Origin of the sequence: Mesorhizobium sp. M1295, from assembly GCF_040318135.1 — a bacterium.
In the GTDB taxonomy this organism is placed as follows: domain Bacteria; phylum Pseudomonadota; class Alphaproteobacteria; order Rhizobiales; family Rhizobiaceae; genus Mesorhizobium.
In genome coordinates this window covers 154,952-175,900 of the sequence record NZ_JAMYLU010000013.1, presented here as the reverse complement: position 1 = coordinate 175,900, position 20,949 = coordinate 154,952, and the positions used below count along the sequence as shown (strand labels likewise).

The 20,949-nt window shown below is 59.7% G+C and carries 8 protein-coding genes and 16 pseudogenes; 10 read left to right on the top strand and 14 right to left on the bottom strand.

Annotated elements, in window-relative coordinates:
• Positions 1-43 precede the first annotated feature (43 nt).
• From NKH29_RS19315 to NKH29_RS19305, 3 pseudogenes are all read left to right on the top strand, one after another.
• Positions 44-581: pseudogene (locus tag NKH29_RS19315) on the top strand (aminotransferase class I/II-fold pyridoxal phosphate-dependent enzyme); the annotation flags it as partial.
• A gap of 2 nt (positions 582-583) precedes the next feature.
• Positions 584-791, top strand: a pseudogene (locus NKH29_RS19310) (alanine racemase); the annotation flags it as partial.
• Between the two features lie 62 nt (positions 792-853).
• Positions 854-1,923 (top strand): annotated as a pseudogene (locus NKH29_RS19305) (IS630 family transposase).
• A 59-nt stretch (positions 1,924-1,982) separates the two neighbouring features.
• Here the strand turns inward: NKH29_RS19305 and NKH29_RS19300 are convergent.
• The 3 genes and pseudogenes from NKH29_RS19300 to NKH29_RS19290 form a co-directional block, all read right to left on the bottom strand.
• Complete coding sequence (locus tag NKH29_RS19300) at positions 1,983-3,215, bottom strand: hydantoinase/carbamoylase family amidase (protein ID WP_353000383.1); 1,233 nt, start codon at positions 3,213-3,215, stop codon at positions 1,983-1,985.
• Between the two features lie 415 nt (positions 3,216-3,630).
• Entirely contained in the window at positions 3,631-3,837 is a 207-nt protein-coding gene (locus tag NKH29_RS19295; protein WP_353000381.1) for a hypothetical protein, read from the bottom strand.
• A gap of 305 nt (positions 3,838-4,142) precedes the next feature.
• Positions 4,143-4,445 (bottom strand): annotated as a pseudogene (locus tag NKH29_RS19290) (leucine zipper domain-containing protein); the annotation flags it as partial.
• 273 nt (positions 4,446-4,718) lie between these two features.
• Between NKH29_RS19290 and NKH29_RS19285 the strand changes: the two are divergent.
• Positions 4,719-5,394 (top strand): annotated as a pseudogene (locus tag NKH29_RS19285) (transposase family protein); the annotation flags it as partial.
• Between the two features lie 249 nt (positions 5,395-5,643).
• Here NKH29_RS19285 and NKH29_RS19275 read toward each other — a convergent pair.
• From NKH29_RS19275 to NKH29_RS19255, 5 genes and pseudogenes are all read right to left on the bottom strand, one after another.
• Positions 5,644-5,946, bottom strand: a pseudogene (locus NKH29_RS19275) (transposase); the annotation flags it as partial.
• A gap of 300 nt (positions 5,947-6,246) precedes the next feature.
• Positions 6,247-7,348 (bottom strand): annotated as a pseudogene (locus NKH29_RS19270) (IS110 family RNA-guided transposase).
• A gap of 182 nt (positions 7,349-7,530) precedes the next feature.
• Positions 7,531-7,803, bottom strand: coding sequence for a hypothetical protein (locus tag NKH29_RS19265; protein WP_353000428.1), 273 nt, complete (start codon positions 7,801-7,803; stop codon positions 7,531-7,533).
• 71 nt (positions 7,804-7,874) lie between these two features.
• Entirely contained in the window at positions 7,875-9,248 is a 1,374-nt protein-coding gene (locus NKH29_RS19260; protein WP_353000380.1) for a hypothetical protein, read from the bottom strand.
• A 793-nt stretch (positions 9,249-10,041) separates the two neighbouring features.
• Positions 10,042-10,101: pseudogene (locus NKH29_RS19255) on the bottom strand (hypothetical protein); the annotation flags it as partial.
• A gap of 304 nt (positions 10,102-10,405) precedes the next feature.
• On the opposite strand from NKH29_RS19255, the gene NKH29_RS32675 reads away from it, so the two are divergent.
• Entirely contained in the window at positions 10,406-10,615 is a 210-nt protein-coding gene (locus NKH29_RS32675; RefSeq protein ID WP_502911285.1) for a hypothetical protein, read from the top strand.
• 3 nt (positions 10,616-10,618) lie between these two features.
• On the opposite strand, the pseudogene NKH29_RS19245 reads toward NKH29_RS32675, so the two are convergent.
• A pseudogene (locus tag NKH29_RS19245) lies at positions 10,619-10,806 on the bottom strand (transposase); the annotation flags it as partial.
• Between the two features lie 238 nt (positions 10,807-11,044).
• Between NKH29_RS19245 and NKH29_RS19240 the strand changes: the two are divergent.
• The 4 genes and pseudogenes from NKH29_RS19240 (at position 11,045) to NKH29_RS19225 (ending at position 14,700) form a co-directional block, all read left to right on the top strand.
• A pseudogene (locus NKH29_RS19240) lies at positions 11,045-11,973 on the top strand (DDE-type integrase/transposase/recombinase).
• Positions 11,867-12,364 (top strand): reverse transcriptase/maturase family protein, encoded by a 498-nt coding sequence (locus NKH29_RS19235; RefSeq protein WP_502911287.1) that lies wholly within the window; start codon positions 11,867-11,869, stop codon positions 12,362-12,364. Before NKH29_RS19240 ends, NKH29_RS19235 begins: the two are co-directional and overlap by 107 nt.
• Before the next feature lie 228 nt (positions 12,365-12,592).
• A pseudogene (locus tag NKH29_RS19230) lies at positions 12,593-13,077 on the top strand (transposase); the annotation flags it as partial.
• A gap of 333 nt (positions 13,078-13,410) precedes the next feature.
• On the top strand, positions 13,411-14,700 hold the full coding sequence (locus NKH29_RS19225; protein WP_353000376.1) for an ATP-grasp domain-containing protein: 1,290 nt from the start codon (positions 13,411-13,413) through the stop codon (positions 14,698-14,700).
• A 51-nt stretch (positions 14,701-14,751) separates the two neighbouring features.
• Here NKH29_RS19225 and NKH29_RS19220 read toward each other — a convergent pair.
• The 3 pseudogenes from NKH29_RS19220 to istA form a co-directional block, all read right to left on the bottom strand.
• A pseudogene (locus tag NKH29_RS19220) lies at positions 14,752-14,911 on the bottom strand (transposase); the annotation flags it as partial.
• 209 nt (positions 14,912-15,120) lie between these two features.
• Positions 15,121-15,662, bottom strand: a pseudogene (locus NKH29_RS19215) (ATP-binding protein); the annotation flags it as partial.
• Positions 15,663-15,679: 17 nt separating this feature from the next.
• Positions 15,680-16,965: pseudogene (gene istA / locus NKH29_RS19210) on the bottom strand (IS21 family transposase).
• A 340-nt stretch (positions 16,966-17,305) separates the two neighbouring features.
• On the opposite strand from istA, the pseudogene NKH29_RS19205 reads away from it, so the two are divergent.
• Positions 17,306-18,351: pseudogene (locus NKH29_RS19205) on the top strand (transposase); the annotation flags it as partial.
• Between the two features lie 405 nt (positions 18,352-18,756).
• Here the strand turns inward: NKH29_RS19205 and NKH29_RS19200 are convergent.
• The gene (locus NKH29_RS19200) at positions 18,757-19,305 is read right to left on the bottom strand and encodes a GNAT family N-acetyltransferase (RefSeq protein ID WP_353000426.1); all 549 of its coding nucleotides are present in this window, start codon (positions 19,303-19,305) and stop codon (positions 18,757-18,759) included.
• Positions 19,306-19,827: 522 nt separating this feature from the next.
• Positions 19,828-20,929, bottom strand: a pseudogene (locus NKH29_RS19195) (IS110 family RNA-guided transposase).
• Positions 20,930-20,949: the final 20 nt, after the last annotated feature.

Sequence of the window (20,949 nt, the reverse complement as noted above, 5' to 3'; positions counted from 1 at the left end):
ACTTGTGTAGGGCCTGCTTCATGCCGTTCCTGCGGAGGTGCCGATGAAGAACGCTTTCGCTGCCTATTTGATCGACGGAATTGGCGGAGTTGAAGTCTGCCTTACAAACGAGCGGGTCATCACCTCGACCCAGTCGTCCGAGATCGAACTCGCGGATGGCAGCAAGGTCCTGAATTTGGGCGCCAACAATTATCTCGGTCTCGCCGACAGTCAAGATCTGCGGGATGCGGCTAAGGCTGCGCTCGACCACTATGGATACGGCATGGCGCCGGTCCGCTTCATCTGCGGCACTCAGGATCTCCTCATTCTTAAGATGGAAGACAGGATCCTCTATTCATCCTGTTTTGACGCCAATGCCGGTCTGTTCGAGACGCTGCTCGGCGAGGAAGACGCCATCATTTCCGATGCGTAGAACCACGCCTCCATCATCGACGGCGTACGGCTCTCAAAGGCCAGGCGCTTCCGCTATGCCAACAACGACATGGCGGCACTAGAAGAGGAGTTGAGAAGGCAGCCGCTTTAAGCTGATTGCCACCGACGGCGTTTTTTCGATGGATGGTATCATCGCCAATCTGGGTGGCGCGTTGCCCAGTTCGCTGATGCCGTCAAACTGCGGCCAACGCTCCCGCGCGATGCCCAGATCTTCGTGCTGAACGGACTGATGGCAGCGAGATACCTTGCGCAGAAAGCGGCATCGTGCCGGTTCTCAACTCGCCGGAACAGTGGCGGCATGGTCGGAAGCCGCCCACCGCCTCAGGCGAACTCTGCCGGCCGTGTGGCAACTTGATTCTAGTCATCTGGAACTGAAGTAAGCCTCATTGTATGATGCGCTCGGAGCGATGAGGAGCACATGATGGCAAACGCAACCAGCCGGCCTACGGCCGCCTTGGTTCTGAGCTTGGTCGAGCGGAGTATCTGGAGCGGCAGGTCCGGCGTCGGCGTGTAGTGCGATCGATGGCGGAGCGGTGCCGGATCATTCTTCGATGCGCTGACGGTGTCCCCAGCAAGGTCGTGGCAGCCGAGTAGGGCGTGCGCAAATGGCGACGACGTTTCCTCAAAGATCGCGTCGAGGGGCTGCTGGACGAGGCCCGCCCCGGCAGACCCCGGACAATCGACGATGATCAGATCGCGGCCGTGATCGAGCGGACGCTACGCTCGAAGCCTGATCATGCGACCCATTGGTCAATCCGCTCGATGGGCACTGCGATTGGCTTCTCCCATCCGACAATCCGCCGGATATGGACAGCCTTCGGGCTGCAGTCGCATCGCTCGGAGACGTTCAAGCTGTCGAGCGATCCACTGTTCGTCGACAAGGTTCGCGACATCGTCGGCTCTACCTGTCACCGCCCAACAGGGCACTGGTTTTGAGCGTCGACGAGAAGAGCCAGATCCAGGCACTCGACCGGGAGGAGCCGGTCCTGCCGATGATGCCGGGCAAGCCGAAGCGCCGGACCCATAGCTATCTCCGACACGGCACCACCTCGCTGTTCGCGGCGCTCGATGTGGCGTCCGGCTCCGTGATTGGCAAATGCTACAAGCGGCACAGGGCAACCGACTTCCTCAAGCAGATCGACGCCAACGTGCCGCCCGATCTCGATGTCCACATCATCATGGATAATTATGCCGCCCACAAAACGCGCTGGTCATGGCTGGTGCGCCAGCCTTACTACCATGTCCACTTCACGCCCACATTGGCATCCTGGATCAATCAGGTCGAACGCTGGTTCGCTGAACTGACCCGAAAGCAGCTGCGACGCGGCGTGCATACCTCAACCAGCCAGCTCGAGCCGATATTCGCACCTTCATCGAGCGCCACAATGAGAAGCCAAAGCCCAATCGATGGACCAAGTCCGCGGACGAATTCTCTCCTCCGTCAGGCGTTTCTGTCAGAAGGCCGAGCAGACCTTATGTGGCGAACTTTAGATGGGGACATGAGAGCGGTCCATCACGGCATCTAGTCATGTGAATGCGGATGCCAACCGCTACCTGCTTTCGCCACGCAGGATCGTCTCGGCGGCATCAGCCAGCACCTGACAGCCGAGCACCAGGTCGGCATCGTCAGTGTTTTCGGTCCAGTGATGGCTGATACCGCCAATGCTTGGCACGAAAAGCATCGCAGCTCGCAGCTTGCGAGCCACGACCTGTGCGTCGTGACTGGCGCCGCTTGGCATTCTCACATAGGCACCGGGCGCATGGCGCGCAGCAGCATTCTCAATCGCTGCCTGGAAGGCGGGATCCATGTGCCATGGTTTACCGGCCTCGGTCCGCTCGATCTCCGCGGGGCAGCCGGTTCTGATCGCGGTCTCTTCGACCAGTTGCCTTAGCGCCGCATCGAGGCGCTCAAGCACCGGCATCTCTGAATCTCGGAACTGGAACAGCATCTCTGCCGTGCCCGGAATTATGCTGGGAGCGCCCGGCTCTAGCGTAATGCGGCCTGTGGTCCAGACGGAACGCGGTCCGGCCACTTTTGGAAAGCGCTCGGCAATGGCCGTGGCCAGCGTCGCTGCAGCGAGGCCGGCATCCTTTCGGATAGCCATGCGCGTCGTACCGGAGTGATTCTGAATGCCGCGAAAGACGATTGAGTACTGCCAGAGCCCGACGATGCTTGTAACAACACCGATCCGGTTGCTCGAGGCTTCCAGCGCGTCGCCCTGTTCTATGTGTGCTTCTAGATAACCGACGTAGCGTTCCGGCTCAACCAGAGATCGGGGAACACCGGCTAGGTCGGCTGCACGGAGCGCTTCCCTGAGCGGCAGCCCATGATGCACATTCACGGCGTGATCGATCTCCACCTCGTCGATGTCACCGATGAATGAACGGCTACCGAGTAACGAAATATAATGGCCTTCTTCATCCGCCCACGCGACGGGGGCGATGGGAAGGTCAGCGCAGTCCGGCATTTCTGCGAAGGTCCGGGCGATCTCGAGGCCGTACATCACGCCCATCGCTCCGTCGAGCCATCCGGCATGGTTCTCGGACTCTGCATGCGATCCGATCAATAGGGATCGCCGTTCCGACCGAGGGATGCCGAACACATTGCCCACCCCATCGATATGCGCATCAAGCCCTACGGCTGCGTATCGCTCCGCAAGCCAGCGTCGACTGTCCACATCCTCTTTCGAATAGGTCGGGCGATGGACACCCGTCCTATACGCGCCAAATTGCGCGAAACTTCTGAGCTCCGAGAGCAAGCGCCCGGCGTTGATCTTTGGCACTAGTTCCTCCTGAATAGATTCAAATTATATACAGTGCTGACACACTTTGGACGATCCTTCGACGTGGCGAACCCGCATGACCAGGCCTGCCATCATTAGGTCGACGACAGCCTGCGATGCCATCATCGCGCCATCGATGCGAATTCCGGTGCGATGGCCATGATTTCATGGTCAGGTTCGCAGCCGACCTCGCCAAGCCTATGCACGAAGATCAGAAGACGAACGGTCTAGCAGGCAACTCCTTCATTTGCGCCAAGCGAGGCGTGGCTGCGCCAACGAGAGCATTCTTCGAGCCCACACATCAGAAGAATAACTCTTCATGACGACGATCCGTGCCTAAATCATTCCCCTAGTGAAATGCCAGCTGCACGAAACAGAGCTTTTTTGAAATGTGACTGATCGACTTGATTTCAACTTAACCACTTAAGTCAGCACCAGCACCTCTACCGGATTCAACCAATACCCGATGAACCGCGCGCAATGCCCTCAGCGGCTGCCGAAATCTACGTTTGGTGAAGTCTTGCACGCCCGATGCGAGGATCCTGACGGTTCCGGCGATTTCAACCTGATGGCGAATGATGTTATAGGCCCGCACGGCGTTGAACTTGGCGACGAAGATCACCCGCGACTCCCCAGGATCGGGCGCTTGTGCGACACCAAGGTTGGTAGGCCAATGCTGATCTAGGCTGCGATGACGACGGGATCGATGGCTCGATGCGGCGAGACCGCATGGCGACCCCTGCCCTTGATGACGATATCAAAGTCGTCCTGAGAGCCTACAATTGGGGCACCGCAAATGCCGAACTTGCCGATGACGCCGAAGGGCGGCTTGGCAAAGACGACCCATTGCCTGCGACTAGCTTCGGCAAGCAAGCAGGCGAAGCATCAGGCTTTGCCAGGTGGCGAGATCGCTGAAGAAGCCCAGACGACCATGGCTGGCGAGACGCCGACCTCTATGGCGATGTGCTTGCTGGTCAATTGCTGGGCGGCGCAAGGCGATGATGCGCTTGGCCACGGCCTGTTCGGCCCTACCCGGCATTATGGAGGGCTGGGACGAGCGGTCGGCCATGCCCGCGTGGCCCTTGCCTTGTAGTGCTCGACCCAGCGCGACACGATCTTCGCCGACACACCATACGCCCGCGTGGGCTTTGGAAAAACCGCCTTCTATCATCGCCAGCGCCATCTCCTCCGACGCAGCGGCGTGAGACGGGCATTCTTGTGAATGTTCATTCGGGCGCTCCGACGAGTGCTGAAACCTGGTAACTCCAGTCTCCTCGGTCCGGGACAACCTGTTGATGCCCCACATCTAGCGAAATGAGCGGCCCGCTTGGCGGCTTGTTACCGTGGAATAGAACAGGACCGCAATTATTTTGCGTGCGGTCGCCGTTACGGCCTTCGCCTTGCCTGCACTAGGTGTCTGGTCCCGGAGTGTGGGGGGATCGGTCAAGCTGATCCTTCATTCAGGGATAAACACTCCACGGCAGCGCCACGACCACGCACGCCATCCGAGCAGCGATACAGCGATCGAAGGCTCCGCTAAAGGAACTCGCAACGCAGCATGGTCTAAATCAGAAGACCGTCGCCAAGTGGCCCAAGAGGGCCTTCGTCGATGATGCGCCGATGGGTCGAAGACTGTACGCTCCACGTTCTGGCGGCCGAGGAAGAGGCGATGGTCTTCGCCTTCCGCAAGCATACGCTGCTGCCTCTGGATGACTGTCTCTATGCGTTGCAAGCGACGATCCCGCACTTGACGTGGTCGTCCTTGCACCGTTGCTGTCAGCGCCACGGGATAGCCGCCGCTGAGGTCGCCGGCGACAAGCCGGCCAAACAGCCCTTCAAGCGCTACCCGATCGGCTATTTCCACATCGACATCGCCGAGGTTCGAACCGAGGAGGGTAAGCTCCACCTATTCATGGCGGTGGACCGGACCTCGAAGCTCGCCTTCGCTCGGCTGATGCAGAAGGCGACCACCGTCACCGAATTGATCGAAGCCGTCCCTTACAATATCCACCCCGTGCTCACCGACAACGGCAACCAGTTCGCCGACCTGCCCAAGAACCGGGATGACCCTACTGCGAGCTGGCGCGGCCATCCCTTCGACCGGGCCTGCTATTCGCATGGCATCGAGCACCGTCTCACCAAGCCCAACCAACCATGGACTACTGATGTGATCGACAAGAGCCTTTTGATCGGATTTGCGATATTCTCCTGTTGCGCATGGGCGACCGCGTGGCGAAGTGCAGGGTCCGAGGTGAGAGCCCTGCCGCGTAGCTTCTACAGTCGCTCCTCATTTGCGGCGCCCGTGCGCACCCTCTTCGGACCTCGTGGATTCCAGCCGGAGACAAAGCGGGCATAGGCGGTTTCGGCCTGCTCCACCCAGCGGCGCTCTTCTTCCCGGTGGCTTTTGATATTGTAGGCATGTGCCGGTCCGCCAGCGCGTCAGCGAAGTGCGCTCGAAGGGCAGCCGGTGCTGAAAGAACTCCTCGCCGCAGAACAGCTGATAATAGGGGTTCTCCAGCCAGCGTTCGCACAGGTTTTCGTCCGACAGGTTGTGCATCGCTTTCAGGATGGCCAATCCCGCCATCAGCCGTGTCGGCAGCGGCGGTCGGCCGGGATCGTCGTCATAGACTGCGCCGAGCCGCTCTTCGAGGAAGCACCAGTGGATCGTCTTGGCAAGCGTTACCAGCGCATGGTCCATATTGAGGATGTGGTCGAGCCGGGATCGCAACAGGTCCGCCTGACCGCTGTCCCGCCGTTCCTTCGGTCGTACCGCTTTGCTCCACTCTCCGGTTCCGAAAACACCATCGAATTACGCAACGCAGACGCAATTATTTTGCCGAAAATCACCGCCAAAGGCCAACGATTTCCGACAAAATAAAAGCCGAAGTTAGGGGAAAATCCTAAATTGAATCAAAGCGTTCCGAGTTTTTCACGGGCGACTAAAGCCACGCTACGTGCCGGTTCGTCCCCCTTGGATCCGCCAGGACTGATCAGGTCCTGGAAGATGGCAGAATTCGATAGGTGTAGCGCATCAGGCAACCGACACGATCGCGCCCTCGATGACAACGCCGGCGTTGACGTATTTCGTTGTTCTGCTTCACACGTTCCTTGAACCATAAGGTGAGCGCTGAGCGCGCTGATGGCGCACCCATAGCCAGGCCATCTGGACCAGTGTCGTTCGCAGCGTTGGATTGCCGGATTTCGACACCCCCGCTCGTGATCGACCGAGCCGCTCTGCCAAGGTGTCGGCGCGAGGCCCGCATAGCGGCAACCTGTCGTCGGTTGTCGAAGTGACGCGACAGCCCCTCCGACCACAGGACAGCGGCAAACTCCGGCCCGATCCCCTTCAGGTCGAGCAGCATCGCCGGTGCCGGCGAGACAACCTGCGTGACAGCGAGCATGGCATCGCGCTCGGTCTCGACTGCCTTGATCTGCTCGAGCAGAAGTTCGAGCCTGTCAAGTTCCCGGCCGACTTGCGCCTGCAGATGGGCCGGCAAGGGTCGGCCGTCGCCGGTCTTGAGCGCCTCCAATCTCTTCCGCCTGTCGCGGCGCAACGGCTCGTAGCCGGACACGCCCTGGGCGAACAGCAGGCCTTTGACGCGATTGACGTGTCGCACGCGCTCGTTGGTCAAGGCCTTGCGCTCACGCGTGATGCGGTGACGGTCCTCTTCTTCGGGTGTAAGCACTCGGAGCATCGCACACACCCGCGGCTCGCCTCGCCTGTAGGCCAGCAACGCCCGGACCAGCGCCTCGCCGTCGACCTTGTCGGTCTTTGCCCGGCGCCGCCGGCGCGAGGTCGCAATCGAGGCCGGATCGAGGACGTGACTTTTGATTCCTTCGGCCTGCAGCACGCGATGGATCCAGAAGCCGTCGAGCCCGACCTCTTGGATCACGATGATCGGAAAGTGCCGCCCGGTCCGCGCTTGCGCCTTCCTGTTGAGCTCGGCAAATCGCGCCAGCATGCCGGCGACATCGCCGGCCGCCACCGCATGTCTCGACATCTTCTCGCCGCCACCCGGCGACAGCGAGGTGATCAACCATTTCGAGCGACTCAATTTCAACGAGACGAAAATTGCGCCAAGATCGGTGCGGATAGCGGTCGGCGCTTTGGATTCGTAAGCTGCTACGGGCATGCTGCCTCCAGGGTAAGGTGTTGATTACGCGACCTCACTTTGCCACAGCCCAGGTCGCTATCCACCCTCCTCATAGGATCTGAGCCCTGACATCCAACGACGGTGCGTTGACCTGCTTGGTCTTCACCAGTGGCTGGATAGCTTGCCGATCGGCTTTGCCGCTTTGTTGGTCAGCTCCGCCATCAAAGACTCCTGCTTGCGGTCGCAGTCGAGCATCTTGGCCGGCAGGTGTCGTAGAGCTCCAGCGACTGGGTCAGGGGCGAAGACATGTTCGTCCCGGTCGCTGCCCTCCAGTGCAGCGCGGAATTGTTTCGATAGAGGAATGCAACGCACATCGCGGTAGGACGGCGCACGCCGCCGAACAGCAGCGCCCCGATGTCCTGCGCCGCCGCGAGACCTGGTTCGATGACCAACTCGATCTCGACCCCGAGAATAGTGAAACGCCCGTCCGCCACTTCGCGGAATCCCTGTCCGGCTTTGCGAAATACGCACACAGGCGGCAGCGTAGGGATCGCTGGCTCAAAATTCACTCGATAGCGACCGGTAGTAGAATGCCGCTTCGTCCAACGTTCATCACAGGATCTAGGCTTGCGCGCGATTGAAAACCTGCCAGACGGCCACCGAATACGTAACAGTCAATTCCGCAAGCCATTTTCTTGATCGACCGGTTCGGCAGATGCAGAGCCGTAACCTCTCCGGGCGCGACGTATTGTTGAACGACGTAGGGGTTGCGGGCGGCCCGGTCAATGTGCTCTTCCCACACCTCTGAAGATGTAAGACTCCCAACCAAAACATGCTCGCCACGCGTCGCGTTAGACGGCTTCAGAACAAGATTGGCCTTATTCTTCCGGATGTAGCCGATAAGCTCTATCCGACGCCGCTCGGGGTCAGTTGTTACTCCCTCCCCAACCAGACGCGTCCACGGAATGTGGCGTGCAATAAGTTCGATCTGCTCGGCGTTGAAGTTCGAGCTGAATTGATCGTCGCTTAATACAGCAAGTATCGCCTTGTCAGCCAATATCCACTGGGATATCCACGGATTTATCGAAACAACCTCTTGAGCCGCGCAGGCATCTAAGTAGTCGCGGGCGTCGCTCGTTGCGATGAGGTCCCTAGGATCGAGTTTGTTGTACACAAGCTCGATTAGGTCGCCGTCAGGTCCGATTAATCCACGATGTGTTCGCTTCATCACACTCGCGTCAAATGTTTCTGCTTTAGATCCTGCGTATCTTAAGCCATTCACAATTAAATCTACTTCGTTCATATAACGGCCGCGAAAGTTGACTACGGCAGCAGTTCTCAGCCGACTCCCGGTTGCTGAGTAATAAGCAGACATCAGCTCCTGAACAAAGCAGCTAGGATCTTTCGCAAAAGGCTGCTTACTTACGTCGAGCGACAGACCATGTGTCAGCGGGTTGGCTATACGTGCCCAGATATTTGCCGCAAGGCCGTTCTGGATAACGCCGCCAGGCGCTTCTGTATTCGTTTCTATTATCTTATAATAGCCATCGCTACCGAAGAGGCCATCCAGTCTGCATATTCTTGCAATAGGCCTATACTTTGGTAGGTTAGTAATCCAGTGGCGTAAATGCTTATAGAATGGAAACATATTCTGTATTTTTTCATCGCCGCAATATAGTTCGGCGACCACATCAAGGAGTTTAATAACCGCCTCAGCGGTTATTCCAAGGTGATTTGCCAAACCGCTATCTATCGCGAAGGGCCGGAGACATACGGGATAGGCCCGCCCCTCAAAGTGCATGCCTGCCTCTGCGATCGCACTGGACAGTTCGTCTTGGGCCCTCCACATCGAGGCTGGATCGCAAGTTGCAAGCTCGCAAAGTCGGCGCTCAATTCGTGCATCCGTCTTACTGATTGCACGCATGTCGGCAATTGTCATGGGCATTTCCCGTATAGTCGACTGGGCTGCTGGTGTTGGGTTGCACGATCCGACATATTCATGGGTCGAGCGCAATCGCTGGAGTGTGGAACTTTCATCCTAACCGCGCCGCCGAGCTCTGTATGTCGCTCGTTGACAGGACTTGAAGATACTGTCTTTGCGTTTTTCGGGAACTGCCAACTCTGGTGGCTTGACGCTGCCCACGATGCGGCCCTTCGGTACCCTTGTGCGGCTCGCCTCTGCGGAAGGTAGGTTGGAGGCTTCTGTGGTTGCCGCCCGTAATGCAAGACGCTTCTGGCCCTTTTTCAACGTGCGATCGAGTGCGGTCTTCTGTCAGGCCTTCATGTGCGGCATTTCCCCGAAGCCGCTGGCCGGTGTGGTGATCTGCAGATCAGGTCCAATTCTCAACATCGAGCACATTGGCTCTTTGGCTCCAACTGGTTTTCGTAATCCAGATCTGTTCGATGCCCATTCGGGTGGTCGCCTTCTCAGACCCCCTTTACTGGCGCCGGTCTGTTTGCTGAAGGTCGTCATGCAGCCGCCGCCGATGCCGGAATCCGATAGGCCTCCTCATTCGTTCGCAGCATCGCACAGATCGCCACCGCCATCTTGTTCGCCAGGGCGATCGCCACGAGCATGCGCGGCTTTCTCGCCAGCATATGCGCCGGCCAAAAATGCGTTGGAGATCCGACCTAGCCAGTTCAAACGTGACATGGCCTCGATGAGCAATTGGCGAATGTCGGCTCGTCCTCCTCGAAACCCGCCCGAGGCGTTCTTTACCTCCAAAGGAATGCTGCCGTGGGACACGGCCCAACCAAGCCGCGAAGTCCCGGCCGCGTTTGAATCTGGCCATGTCCGATGCGAATGTTCAACCGCGAGCGCGGTCAGCGGGCCAACTCCCGGCATGGTCTGCAGCCGCCGCACTGCTTTCGGTCTCTGTCGCCAGCTTCCTGATCTACACCGTCTTGGCCTCGATCCGATCCGTCTTCCATGCGATTTGGTCAACAAGGTCCCGGCATTCGTAGTGGACCAGTTTGGGCAGATTGCTCTTTGGTTCCTCAACAATTTCTCAATGCGAGTGAGGTGGTGGATGCCTTGCCGCGACGACGTGGCCGTATTCGTACAGAATGGCACGCAATGCATTCACCAGATCGGTGATGGACGAGCCGCTGGCGAGCTCGGAACAACACTGCCCGGGCCTGCTGTTCGATTTCGGCTCGACGATTCGCATCTCCGGCCGCTGGGCCGCAATGAAATCCCTCGGCATCGGCGACATCGTTCTTCGGGCGCTTTACGAAAGGCTTTACAAATTGCGGCGCGATCAGATTCCCCTCATGACCGTGCCTGGACATCTCCCGGGTGTGTGAGGCATCACCGCATTTTGACACAGACCCGTCACGATCGACTTCTCCCGTTGGCACCGTCTCGGCGTCAAGCCGAAGTAGGCACCCACACCCGATGAGCGGACAAAGCGCGCAGGATCATCCACCGCCGTGGCGAAGCTGACGGCCGTCAAGACACCAATGCCGGGCACCGTCATCAACCAGCGGCAAGGATCCTGTGTTTGGCGAACCCGAGAAGGTACTCCTCCAACGTTCTGATTTCTTGCTCAATGCGTGCGCGGACAGACGGCGCCTAGGCACACCCGCGCAGAACTCGCGAACGGATTCCTCGTATTTCCTTCCACTGACTTTCCCTTCCATCCTGCCGAATGTTGCTCTGACCCCTGAAACCTGGATTGTTCGAAAGTGGAGTTTTCTGCGGTAACATCCCTTGGCTGGGAGGAGCGGAAGACGATGAAGGCATCGAAGTTTTCGGACGCGCAGAAGGCGTTCATTCTGAAGCAGGGAGCGGACGGGGTTCCTGTTGCCGAGATCTGTTGGCGGGCGAGAATCAGCCAGGCGACGTACTTCAACTGTGTGATGAGTAGAATGTGTCGATCCGGCGGGCATGCCGGGTTCTGGAGTTCGACAGGTCGACCTATCAAGTCCCGCCCGCGATCAGGCCGGCATCGAAGCTCGGATCAAGGACACCTGCGCCACACGGGTCCGCTACGGCTACCGGCGCGTGCACGTAATGCTCACGCGCGAGGGCTGGGATATCAACATGAAGCGCCTATCGAATTACAGGGACTTGGACCTGCAGCTCAGGAACAAGACGCCGAAGCGGCGTGTGAAGGCGAAGCTGCGGGAAGGCCGGGAGAAGCCGTCGGCCCGAACGACGTCTGGGCGATGGACTTCGTCCACGATCAGCTCGCGACGGGCAAGAAGATCGGTGTGCTGACGGTCGTTGACACGTTCACCCGCTCTATCGGGCGGAGGATGTGGCAGGGCACTCGAACAGGTCTGTCCGAAGATCGGCTAGCCGAAGACGATCCGCGTCGACCAAGGCTCCGAGTTCGTCTCCCGCGACGTCGACCTATGGGCCTACGCGAAAGGCGTGACGCTCCGACTTCAGCAGGCCGGGAAGCCCACCGACAACGCCTACCTTCGAAACCTTTAACGGCCGTTTCAGGGCGGAGTGCCTGAACGCCCATTGGTTCCTGACCCTTGCCGACGCCGCCGAAAAGTTGGAGGATTGGCGCGCAAGCTCATCCCCAAGGCCGGCAAACCAGGGCAATTCCGACCCTGGGCATTCCCACGGTCAAGGATCGCGTCTTCCAAGGCGCGGTCAAGACACTTCTGGAGCCAATCTTCGAGGCGCAGTTCTGGCATGTCTCCTATGAGTTTAGCCCCGGACGGAGCACGCATGGCGCCTTGGAGTATATCCGACGGGCTGCCCTCCCGCATAAACGCGATAGGGACACCCCGCGGAGTCGGATGCCGTATCCACGGGCCATCGAGGGCGACATCAAGGGCTGCTTCGACAACATCAGCCATCATCATCTGTTGGACAAGCTACGCAAGCGCGTCGCTGACCGGAGGGTGACGAGGCTGATCGGGCAGTTCCTGAAAGCCGGTGTTCTCTCGGAGGGTCAGTTCCTTCGTACAGAGGCCGGAACCCCTCAGGGCTGGATTATCTCACCACTGCTTGCCAACCGCGCTCAGCGCGATCGAAGAACGGTACGCACGGTGGGTGTATCAGCACACCAAGGCTCATGCCGACCGTCAATGTGACGGGAGGACCGCGGCAGGCAGAGCGCACTACTGGGATCGCATGGCTGGTCGCCTGTGTGTTCCTGCCTGTGCGCTACGTCGATGATTTTGTGGTGCTGGTGTCCGGTACGCAGGAGGATGCTCTCGCGGAGAAGACCGCGCTGACGGACTACTTGCGCCGGACCACAGGCCTTGAGTTGTCGCCGGAAAGACGAAGGTCACGGCCATGACAAGCGGGTTCGAGAGAGCAAAGCGCAGCGCAAAGTCAGGCCTGCGCTGGAGCGCATCGGGCTGGAAGGGTGCTCGCGACGGCTTGGCTTCATGATATTGCTCGCCGAAGGCTTGCCGGCGATCTGCATCAGACGCGGGCTGCCAATGCGTCGAAAAGACCATGCCGAACAAGACCGATCGCAGTGACGCCGCGCGCTGGCGCAGATCATGCGCACTGGCTGGTATCGGCAGATGCATGTCAAGAGCAGGCAGTGCCGGCTATGGCGTTCGTGCTGGTTGCCCGCCGCACGGTGCTGAAAGAGATGCGTTCGATTGAGAACTTAGTTCGGGCGGTCCTGTGCGAGGCTGCCTTCAAGCTGGGCCTGCCGTCGCGCTGCGCGTTGGCCGGCCGCGTGCGTGAGTTAACGGGCGCTGACGCCGAGATGATGGCGATGGTCGAGCCGCTGCTTGCGACAGAGAGGCGCCTCCCTCTCCTGACCCCACCATGCGGCGCGCCCAAGCGCCGACCGCGAAGAGAAGCGAGTAACCCACGGAACGGTCCAGAAAAATTGCAGGACATCTTGAGCAAAACGGCCCAATCAGAGAGGGCTCTTGTTACCTACAACAATGGAATCGCGGACGGCGGCTCGATTCCAAATCGCTATGGGCGCCTGATGTCGATCAGATGCAGTCTGGCAGCCTGATCAGCAGCTCGCAAACTACTTGCAACGAAACCGTTAAATAAATTTGCAGGATCTTTGCGCCTGCACGTCACTCACAAATGCTACGATCACTGCCATGTCTTATGTCGCACGACTAATAGCTCTGACGCACAACACGCAAAGTAGAATCAAACAATGACGACGAGAGCACTCATTCTGGTCGAAAGCGATCCGACGGGGAATGGCCTCCTCTTTATCCAAGCGGCCCACCGTCTTGGTCTTCATCCAATTACCCTGTCGGCCGAACCAGCCCAGTACGAGTATATTGCGGCGGAAAACACTGAAGCAATCCGTGTCGACACAGACGATATTGATGCGCTGATCCGTGAATGTTCCCGTCTAGGGGCCACATATGACATTGCTGGCATTACTTCCTCCTTGGAGGCGTTCTATGCGACAACTGGCAAGCTCTGTGAGTATTTCGATCTACCGGGCCCGAACCCCAGATCAATCGAACGATGCTGCGACAAATTCAGTCAACGTCAGTTCCTTGCGGAGGCCGGCATTCCAATACCTGCTTATCGCTTGGCAGCGAATTCGGCGCACGTACAAAGCTCTGCCGCGGAGATCGGCTGGCCGGTGGTTCTCAAGCCGGCCGTGGGCGCAGGCAGCACAGGTGTCCGATTGTGCCGTAACGCCGATGAAGTGGCCGAACATACGAACTATCTGTTGGGCGGGAAGCACATATGGCGGTCTTTGCCTAGGATACTGGTCGAAGAGTTCGCACAAGGCCCGCTTTATAACGCTTATACAATGGGAAATGAGGTCATTGGGATTAGCGCTGCCGAATTTCAGCCCCCACCGTATTTCGTCTGTCGTGAGACCATCCTGCCGGCCACGCTGACTGATGACGAGCATAAACGTATCGCCGATGTGTCTGTGAGCTGTTTGCGAGGCCTCGGCCTTGGCTGGGGGCCAACCAATATTGAACTCCGGTGGACGAAGCGTGGCCCAGTCGTCATCGAAGTTAACCCGCGTCTTGCCGGCGCCCCCCATCCCCACCTCGTTCAGCTGGCTTACGGTGTCGACCTCATCGCCGAGCACATCAAGCTTGTCATCGGCGACGAATGGGATTTGCGCAAAAGGCGTTTTCACACTGCGGCTGTGCGGAGCCTACTTCCTGATCGCGATGGCATCCTCGATTGGATCGATGGCGAGAGCCGAGCGGCTGCTTTATCAGGTGTCGCCGAGGTGAAATTCTTTGTTGAACCCAAGATGCCGATCGTCAGGAACGGCGATTACCGAGACAAGCTCGGATATATCGTGGCCGCTGCACCCAGCCGTGCTCGGACCGAGGCGATACTTCAGGGGGCCGTCGATTCAATCAACTGGTCGATCATACCATTTCTGACCCATGGCGAACAGGAAGATTCTTCGGGCCAAACCCTCTCATCTCCAGCACTGGCGGCGCTAGGGAAGGGCTGATCGTTGGTCGTGTGCGTCAAGTTCTGCAAAAAGGGGCGGCCATGGTACTGGTCATGCGGCTTGACGCAGAGCGAGCTTTCTTGTGCTCGCGCAGATTATCCATATTGGTGTAGCGGTTGGCCTCCCCAGTTTTCAGGCGCAGGCAGCTTTGGGCGTTGGGGAGTATCCGCACGACATAGGTGCGCCGGCGGATTTCCTCGTTGAGGCGTTCGCATCGTATGATCATGACGGTGCCAAAGCCGGAACGACGCTTTTCGCGAAGCCGGGAGCTATCACCGCGGATGGTGATCACTGTCGAATGATGAAGCAGGCGATCAAGGATCGCGGTTGCCACCACGGGATCGCCAAACACGCTGCCCGATTCGACACCGAGCGATTGGAGGTGATCAGGATCGATCCCCGCTCATGACGCCGCGACACCAGTTGGAAGAACAGATGCGCGGCATTGGCTTCGAACGGGAGATAGCCGAGCTCGTCGATGATCAACAGTTTCGGCCGCGACAGGGTCGTCAGCTGCTTTTCGAGTGAGCCGTCGTCATGGGCCTTGGCCAGTATCGGCACGAGCGTGGCCGCCGTGACGAACTGGACGCTAGGGTTCTGCGGGATCGCCTCGCGCCCGAGAGCCACCCCAGATGTGTCTTGCCCGTACCCGGAGGTCCAAGCAACAGGACCGTGTCGCCATGAGCAATCCAGCGGCAGGTCGCCAGCTCCCGGATTTGGCGCTGATCCAGCGACGGCTGCGCGTCGAAGTCGAAGCCGTCGAGTTCGCGCACAAACGGGAACTGCGCGATCTTGCCTGCCATGGAGATGCGCCGCTCGTCGCGCCTCGCGATCTCGCGCATCACCAGGAAGGCCAAAGCCTCGCGCAAGGTCATTTGCGAACGCGCCGCTTCGTCCAGCAGCGTATCGAGCAGATCCCGGATTGCGGTCAGCTTCAGCTGGTCGAGTTGAGCTGCCAACATCTCGTGATCGACCGCCGTTAACCCCAGCTGCCTCCCACCAGTGCCTCATATTCGGCCAGTGGCCGCAACAGAGCGGAAGGCGCAACGATCTCCGCCGATTGTACCAGCGCAGCAGCGCCGACCAGGCCGGCAAGATGCCGCGCGCTCGATCCGTTGGCGACGTCCCCCGCACAAGGCATGATCCGCCACCACCTCGCCCGCGTCACGCACGATAACGCGGCCGCCCAACACCACGACTTGGACGCTCTCCCCGATCAGCCGCGAGGGAACCGAGTAACTGTTCGTGTCCAGGTCGATTGCGCAGGCCGCCTGGACCTTGCGCACGAGATCACGCAGCTGCCCCAAACGGCGCCCCCGTCCGCCCAGAGGGCGAAGCGCCCCAGCCTCTTCGGCAAAGCGCTCCGCAGGAGCCACGCCGGTCGTGCCATGCACACGCTGATCGGCAATCTCGCGCGTCCACCGGTCCAGATGCGCCTCGAACGCCGCCCAGTTCTCGAACCGGCGGCCAGCAATCGCATTGCGCTTGACGTAGCCGACCTCGCGTTCGTCCTTCCCCTTCGTACGCGCCCGGTACGGCGCACAAGCCCGCGGCGTAAATCCCCAGTAGCGGGCAAAGGCGTGCAGCCGCATGTTGAACCGCACCTCCCGCGTCGTCGTATCGTGATGTTCGACCAGCGCCTTCGGGTTGTCGAACGGTACTTCCGCTGGAACCCCGCCGAAGCGAAGGAAGGCTCCTTCGATCCCCTCGAACCAGTCCGCCTGGCGCTCCCGAAGCGAGGGACGGATATGCAGCCGACGCGAGTAACCCAGCGTTGCTACAAACAGGTGCACACGAAAACGCTCGCCGCCGATCCACGCCCGCGTGTCGTCAAAGTCGATCTGCATCTGATGTCCCGGCGCCGTCTCAAACCGAACCGTCGTGCGCTTCTGCGCCCTCAACTCCCGACGCCAACCCTGCACCCGGAGCTCCACCGAACGAAGCCCTATGACGATCCATGTTCGCTCTCCAGTTCCTGGCGCATCACATCGGCATTGCCGCCATAGCGGAAGAAGCGCTCCCGCAGCCAATCGTCCAGTCCGTCAAACGCGGTCGGCCGCACAGGCTTGCGAAACGGAACAGTCCCGCCCTCGCTTAGATACCGAGGCACCGTGTTGCGAGCGCACCCGAATTCGTTCGCCCGTCGGTTCCCCAGCCAAGCTCATGCAGCGGCAGCATCGCTGCCACCTCTTCAGGCTGAAGGATCTGCTCTCCCTGCATCGTTCTCGACAATGCAGGAATCGCCCAATCGCAATCGCCATCCATGCCTCCTCTCATAACCGAGGGGTCAGTTCTTCATTTCGTCAGGGGGTCAGTTTCTCAATTCGGCCGACACCACGCCAGCGGCTTTCTGCCTGAGGTCTCGGTTTTCCGATGAGAGGACGTGATCGTCCGTGCCGGACAAATATAGCATAAGGAATGTGCCGGCACGACCGCCGCCTCGGTCCGCTCCAAACTGGCGCCGTGCTCCACGCAGTCAAGGCGTGGCCTGGAAACCTCGCAGCCGGCCGTGCCGCCATCGCACTGCCAGCCTTGACTGCGTCTCGACACGCTCGCACGGGAAATCCTGTGGGCCGGGACGAAGAAAACAAGCTCACCTGAGCCGAACAATGGCCGCCCCGGCATCGATCCCGAGGTGGCTGTCCACCTGATGCTCGCGGGTTTCCTGCTTGGAATTGTGCATGATCGCCCGGCTGATGCCGGGAGGCGCACGTCAACATCGCGATCCGGTGGTTTGTCGGCTACGGCCTCCATGAGGCATTGCCCGATCATTCTTCGTTGACGAGAATCCGCCAGCGCTGGGGTGAAGAACGGTTCCAGCGGATCTTTGAGCGCACTGTACAAGCCTGTATCCACGCCAAAATCGCCAAGGGCGAAGTCATTCATGTCGATGCTTCGCTAATCCGCGCCGACGTCAGCTGGGATAGCTTGGCGGTGCGCCATCTTGAGGCGGTGAGCGACAGCGAATGCAGATGCGGAGGCAGCGATCAGAAAAAAGCCGCAAGACAGGAAAGTTCAAAAAAGTCTGCATCACGATCCGGATGCGAGCACTAACGCCCGGAACCGCCGTCTGGAGCCCGCCTACAAACAGCATACCATCGTCGATGATCTGCGCGGGGTAGTTCTCGATGTTGCCATGACCACCGGGGAGATAAACGAGGCACAGATGATCGTCCCGCCATGGTGTCGACCGGATTATCTGTTAGCACCGTCACTGCCGACGCCGGCTATGCCTACGCGAAAGTCTTGGGAGCGTTCGAGCGTCGCGGCATTGATGCGTTGATCCCGGCCAAGGCAGAGCCGATCCGTAGCCCGGTACCGCTTCGCCGCTTCCGCTGCAATGCCAAGCACAACATATTGAAGGTGTCTGCGGGGAAAGATCCTACGTCCGACTAGGCCGGTGAAACACGGCCGCTTCTTCTATTCGCGCTCCAGTGAGTGCGCCGGTTGCGACCTTGCCTCCCTGTGTCTTTCCAAGGGGCGCGTCAACAAAGCGGTTGTTGTGGGTGACGGTTATCCCGCGCTGTTGAGAGCGCGCAGGCGTCGAGAGTGATGGTGGAGGATCAACGTCTCTACCAACGCCACCGGTGGCGCTCGGAAGGCTTCCATGGCGAGGCGAAGAACTGGCACGGCCTGGCCCGAGCGATCCGATGGTGTCAATGACCGTGGAATCCGGACCCCGTTGCCGCTTTGTTTGACCAATTCCCGGGATTGTTGCTGTTGATGCACCTCTGAATCTGGTTGACGAGACCTGACACGGGCATCCGGGAGTTCTAACATCAAGGCCGCCGTTGTCTCGGATCAAATGTAGGAAGCTGGCGGTCTTACTTTCAGTCTTGGTCAGTGGCGTTCCTTCGTGGGAATCAGGTGACGTTGAACACCACCAGCCTGCCATGACCGCCCGACCGACAGCACCCGCGGCCACCCTGACCCGATCGACCGGACAATTGGTCTGATGCAACGAATGTCTCTTCTCAAGCTCCGGCCGGTCAATGACCTGAGAGCCGCCGGTAATAGCGAGAGATGCTCGGCTGGCATCGCCCACGCCAAAGTCGTTCAGCGACGCATCGGATTTCGTTTGCGATAGACCACGTGAGACCGCAGCCAGTGGCCCTCGCCGAACTGCGGGTTCTCATAATCGCTCACCGGATCATAGATCATGCCGATCCTCTGCATGACTTTTTGGCTCGGCTCGTTCTCCTTGGCCGTGAAAGCTGAGACCTCCGGCAGACCGATTGACCAAGCGTAGTCGAGCCATGCGCGCGCGCCCTCCGAGGCGAGCCCTTTGCCCCAATGCTCCTTTGCGAGCACCCATCCGATTTCGACGCGTGGCTGGCCGGGATTTGCCGCCTGCCTCGCCTGCGGGAGTAAGCCGAGCCCGATCATACCGATAAGCTCGCCGCTGCCCTTCAGCTCCGCCGCCTGAAAATCAAAGCCGTTGGTTCGGGCACGCTCAATTGCAACCTCAATCTCGACATTCGCTTCCTCCGCCGTCAGCACTTTGGGATAGAAACGTCTGACGTAAGGATCACCGTAAATCGTTGCCATTCGGCTCCGGTCTTTGTCCTCCCAGGGACGCAATATCAGACGGCATGTTGTTAGCATCATCACCGGCGGCACCTTTCGCGCGTGGATGTAAGGGACGATGCTCGACGCCTTTGAGGGCTTCGACAGAGTCCAGGGACGAGGAGCCGTTCCGTCGGCTGGAGGTCTTCACTGGTTCGGGTCGGCGGCGTGAGTGGGCCGCAAGGGCCTCGTTCACAATCGCCCGAACACGGCGCAGCGGATGATCGCGCCCGCACCCGCGCCTTGAGATCCACGTAGCTTATATGAGGAGTGTCAAGGGCTTTTAGGGCTCCGCTTTTTGGGTCCGTTGGTTTTGCGGTATCCATGGTCTGAGCCTGATTGCATGACGCTGCTCGTTCCCCGAGCCAGATCCAACTTATATACGGTCGCTGTTCGCAACAGTTGCACCAACATCGCGCTTGCGGCGGACAAGACTCAGGAGGACGAGACCATTCTGAGACAACGGCATTTAAAGCCACGCTACGTGCCGGTTCGTCCCCCTTGGATCCGCCAGGACTGATCAGGTCCTGGAAGATGGCAGAATTCGATAGGTGTAGCGCATCAGGCAACCGACACGATCGCGCCCTCGATGACAACGCCGGCGTTGACGTATTTCGTTGTTCTGCTTCACACGTTCCTTGAACCATAAGGTGAGCGCTGAGCGCGCTGATGGCGCACCCATAGCCAGGCCATCTGGACCAGTGTCGTTCGCAGCGTTGGATTGCCGGATTTCGACACCCCCGCTCGTGATCGACCGAGCCGCTCTGCCAAGGTGTCGGCGCGAGGCCCGCATAGCGGCAACCTGTCGTCGGTTGTCGAAGTGACGCGACAGCCCCTCCGACCACAGGACAGCGGCAAACTCCGGCCCGATCCCCTTCAGGTCGAGCAGCATCGCCGGTGCCGGCGAGACAACCTGCGTGACAGCGAGCATGGCATCGCGCTCGGTCTCGACTGCCTTGATCTGCTCGAGCAGAAGTTCGAGCCTGTCAAGTTCCCGGCCGACTTGCGCCTGCAGATGGGCCGGCAAGGGTCGGCCGTCGCCGGTCTTGAGCGCCTCCAATCTCTTCCGCCTGTCGCGGCGCAACGGCTCGTAGCCGGACACGCCCTGGGCGAACAGCAGGCCTTTGACGCGATTGACGTGTCGCACGCGCTCGTTGGTCAAGGCCTTGCGCTCACGCGTGATGCGGTGACGGTCCTCTTCTTCGGGTGTAAGCACTCGGAGCATCGCACACACCCGCGGCTCGCCTCGCCTGTAGGCCAGCAACGCCCGGACCAGCGCCTCGCCGTCGACCTTGTCGGTCTTTGCCCGGCGCCGCCGGCGCGAGGTCGCAATCGAGGCCGGATCGAGGACGTGACTTTTGATTCCTTCGGCCTGCAGCACGCGATGGATCCAGAAGCCGTCGAGCCCGACCTCTTGGATCACGATGATCGGAAAGTGCCGCCCGGTCCGCGCTTGCGCCTTCCTGTTGAGCTCGGCAAATCGCGCCAGCATGCCGGCGACATCGCCGGCCGCCACCGCATGTCTCGACATCTTCTCGCCGCCACCCGGCGACAGCGAGGTGATCAACCATTTCGAGCGACTCAATTTCAACGAGACGAAAATTGCGCCAAGATCGGTGCGGATAGCGGTCGGCGCTTTGGATTCGTAAGCTGCTACGGGCATGCTGCCTCCAGGGTAAGGTG

Bases quoted from the DNA above. Each gene is read 5' to 3' on its own strand.
- NKH29_RS19260 (WP_353000380.1), bottom strand. From the start codon at position 9,248: ATGACAATTGCCGACATGCGTGCAATCAGTAAGACGGATGCACGAATT.
- NKH29_RS19200 (WP_353000426.1), bottom strand. From the start codon at position 19,305: ATGCTAACAACATGCCGTCTGATATTGCGTCCCTGGGAGGACAAAGAC.
- NKH29_RS32675 (WP_502911285.1), top strand. From the start codon at position 10,406: ATGGACGAGCCGCTGGCGAGCTCGGAACAACACTGCCCGGGCCTGCTG.
- NKH29_RS19225 (WP_353000376.1), top strand. From the start codon at position 13,411: ATGACGACGAGAGCACTCATTCTGGTCGAAAGCGATCCGACGGGGAAT.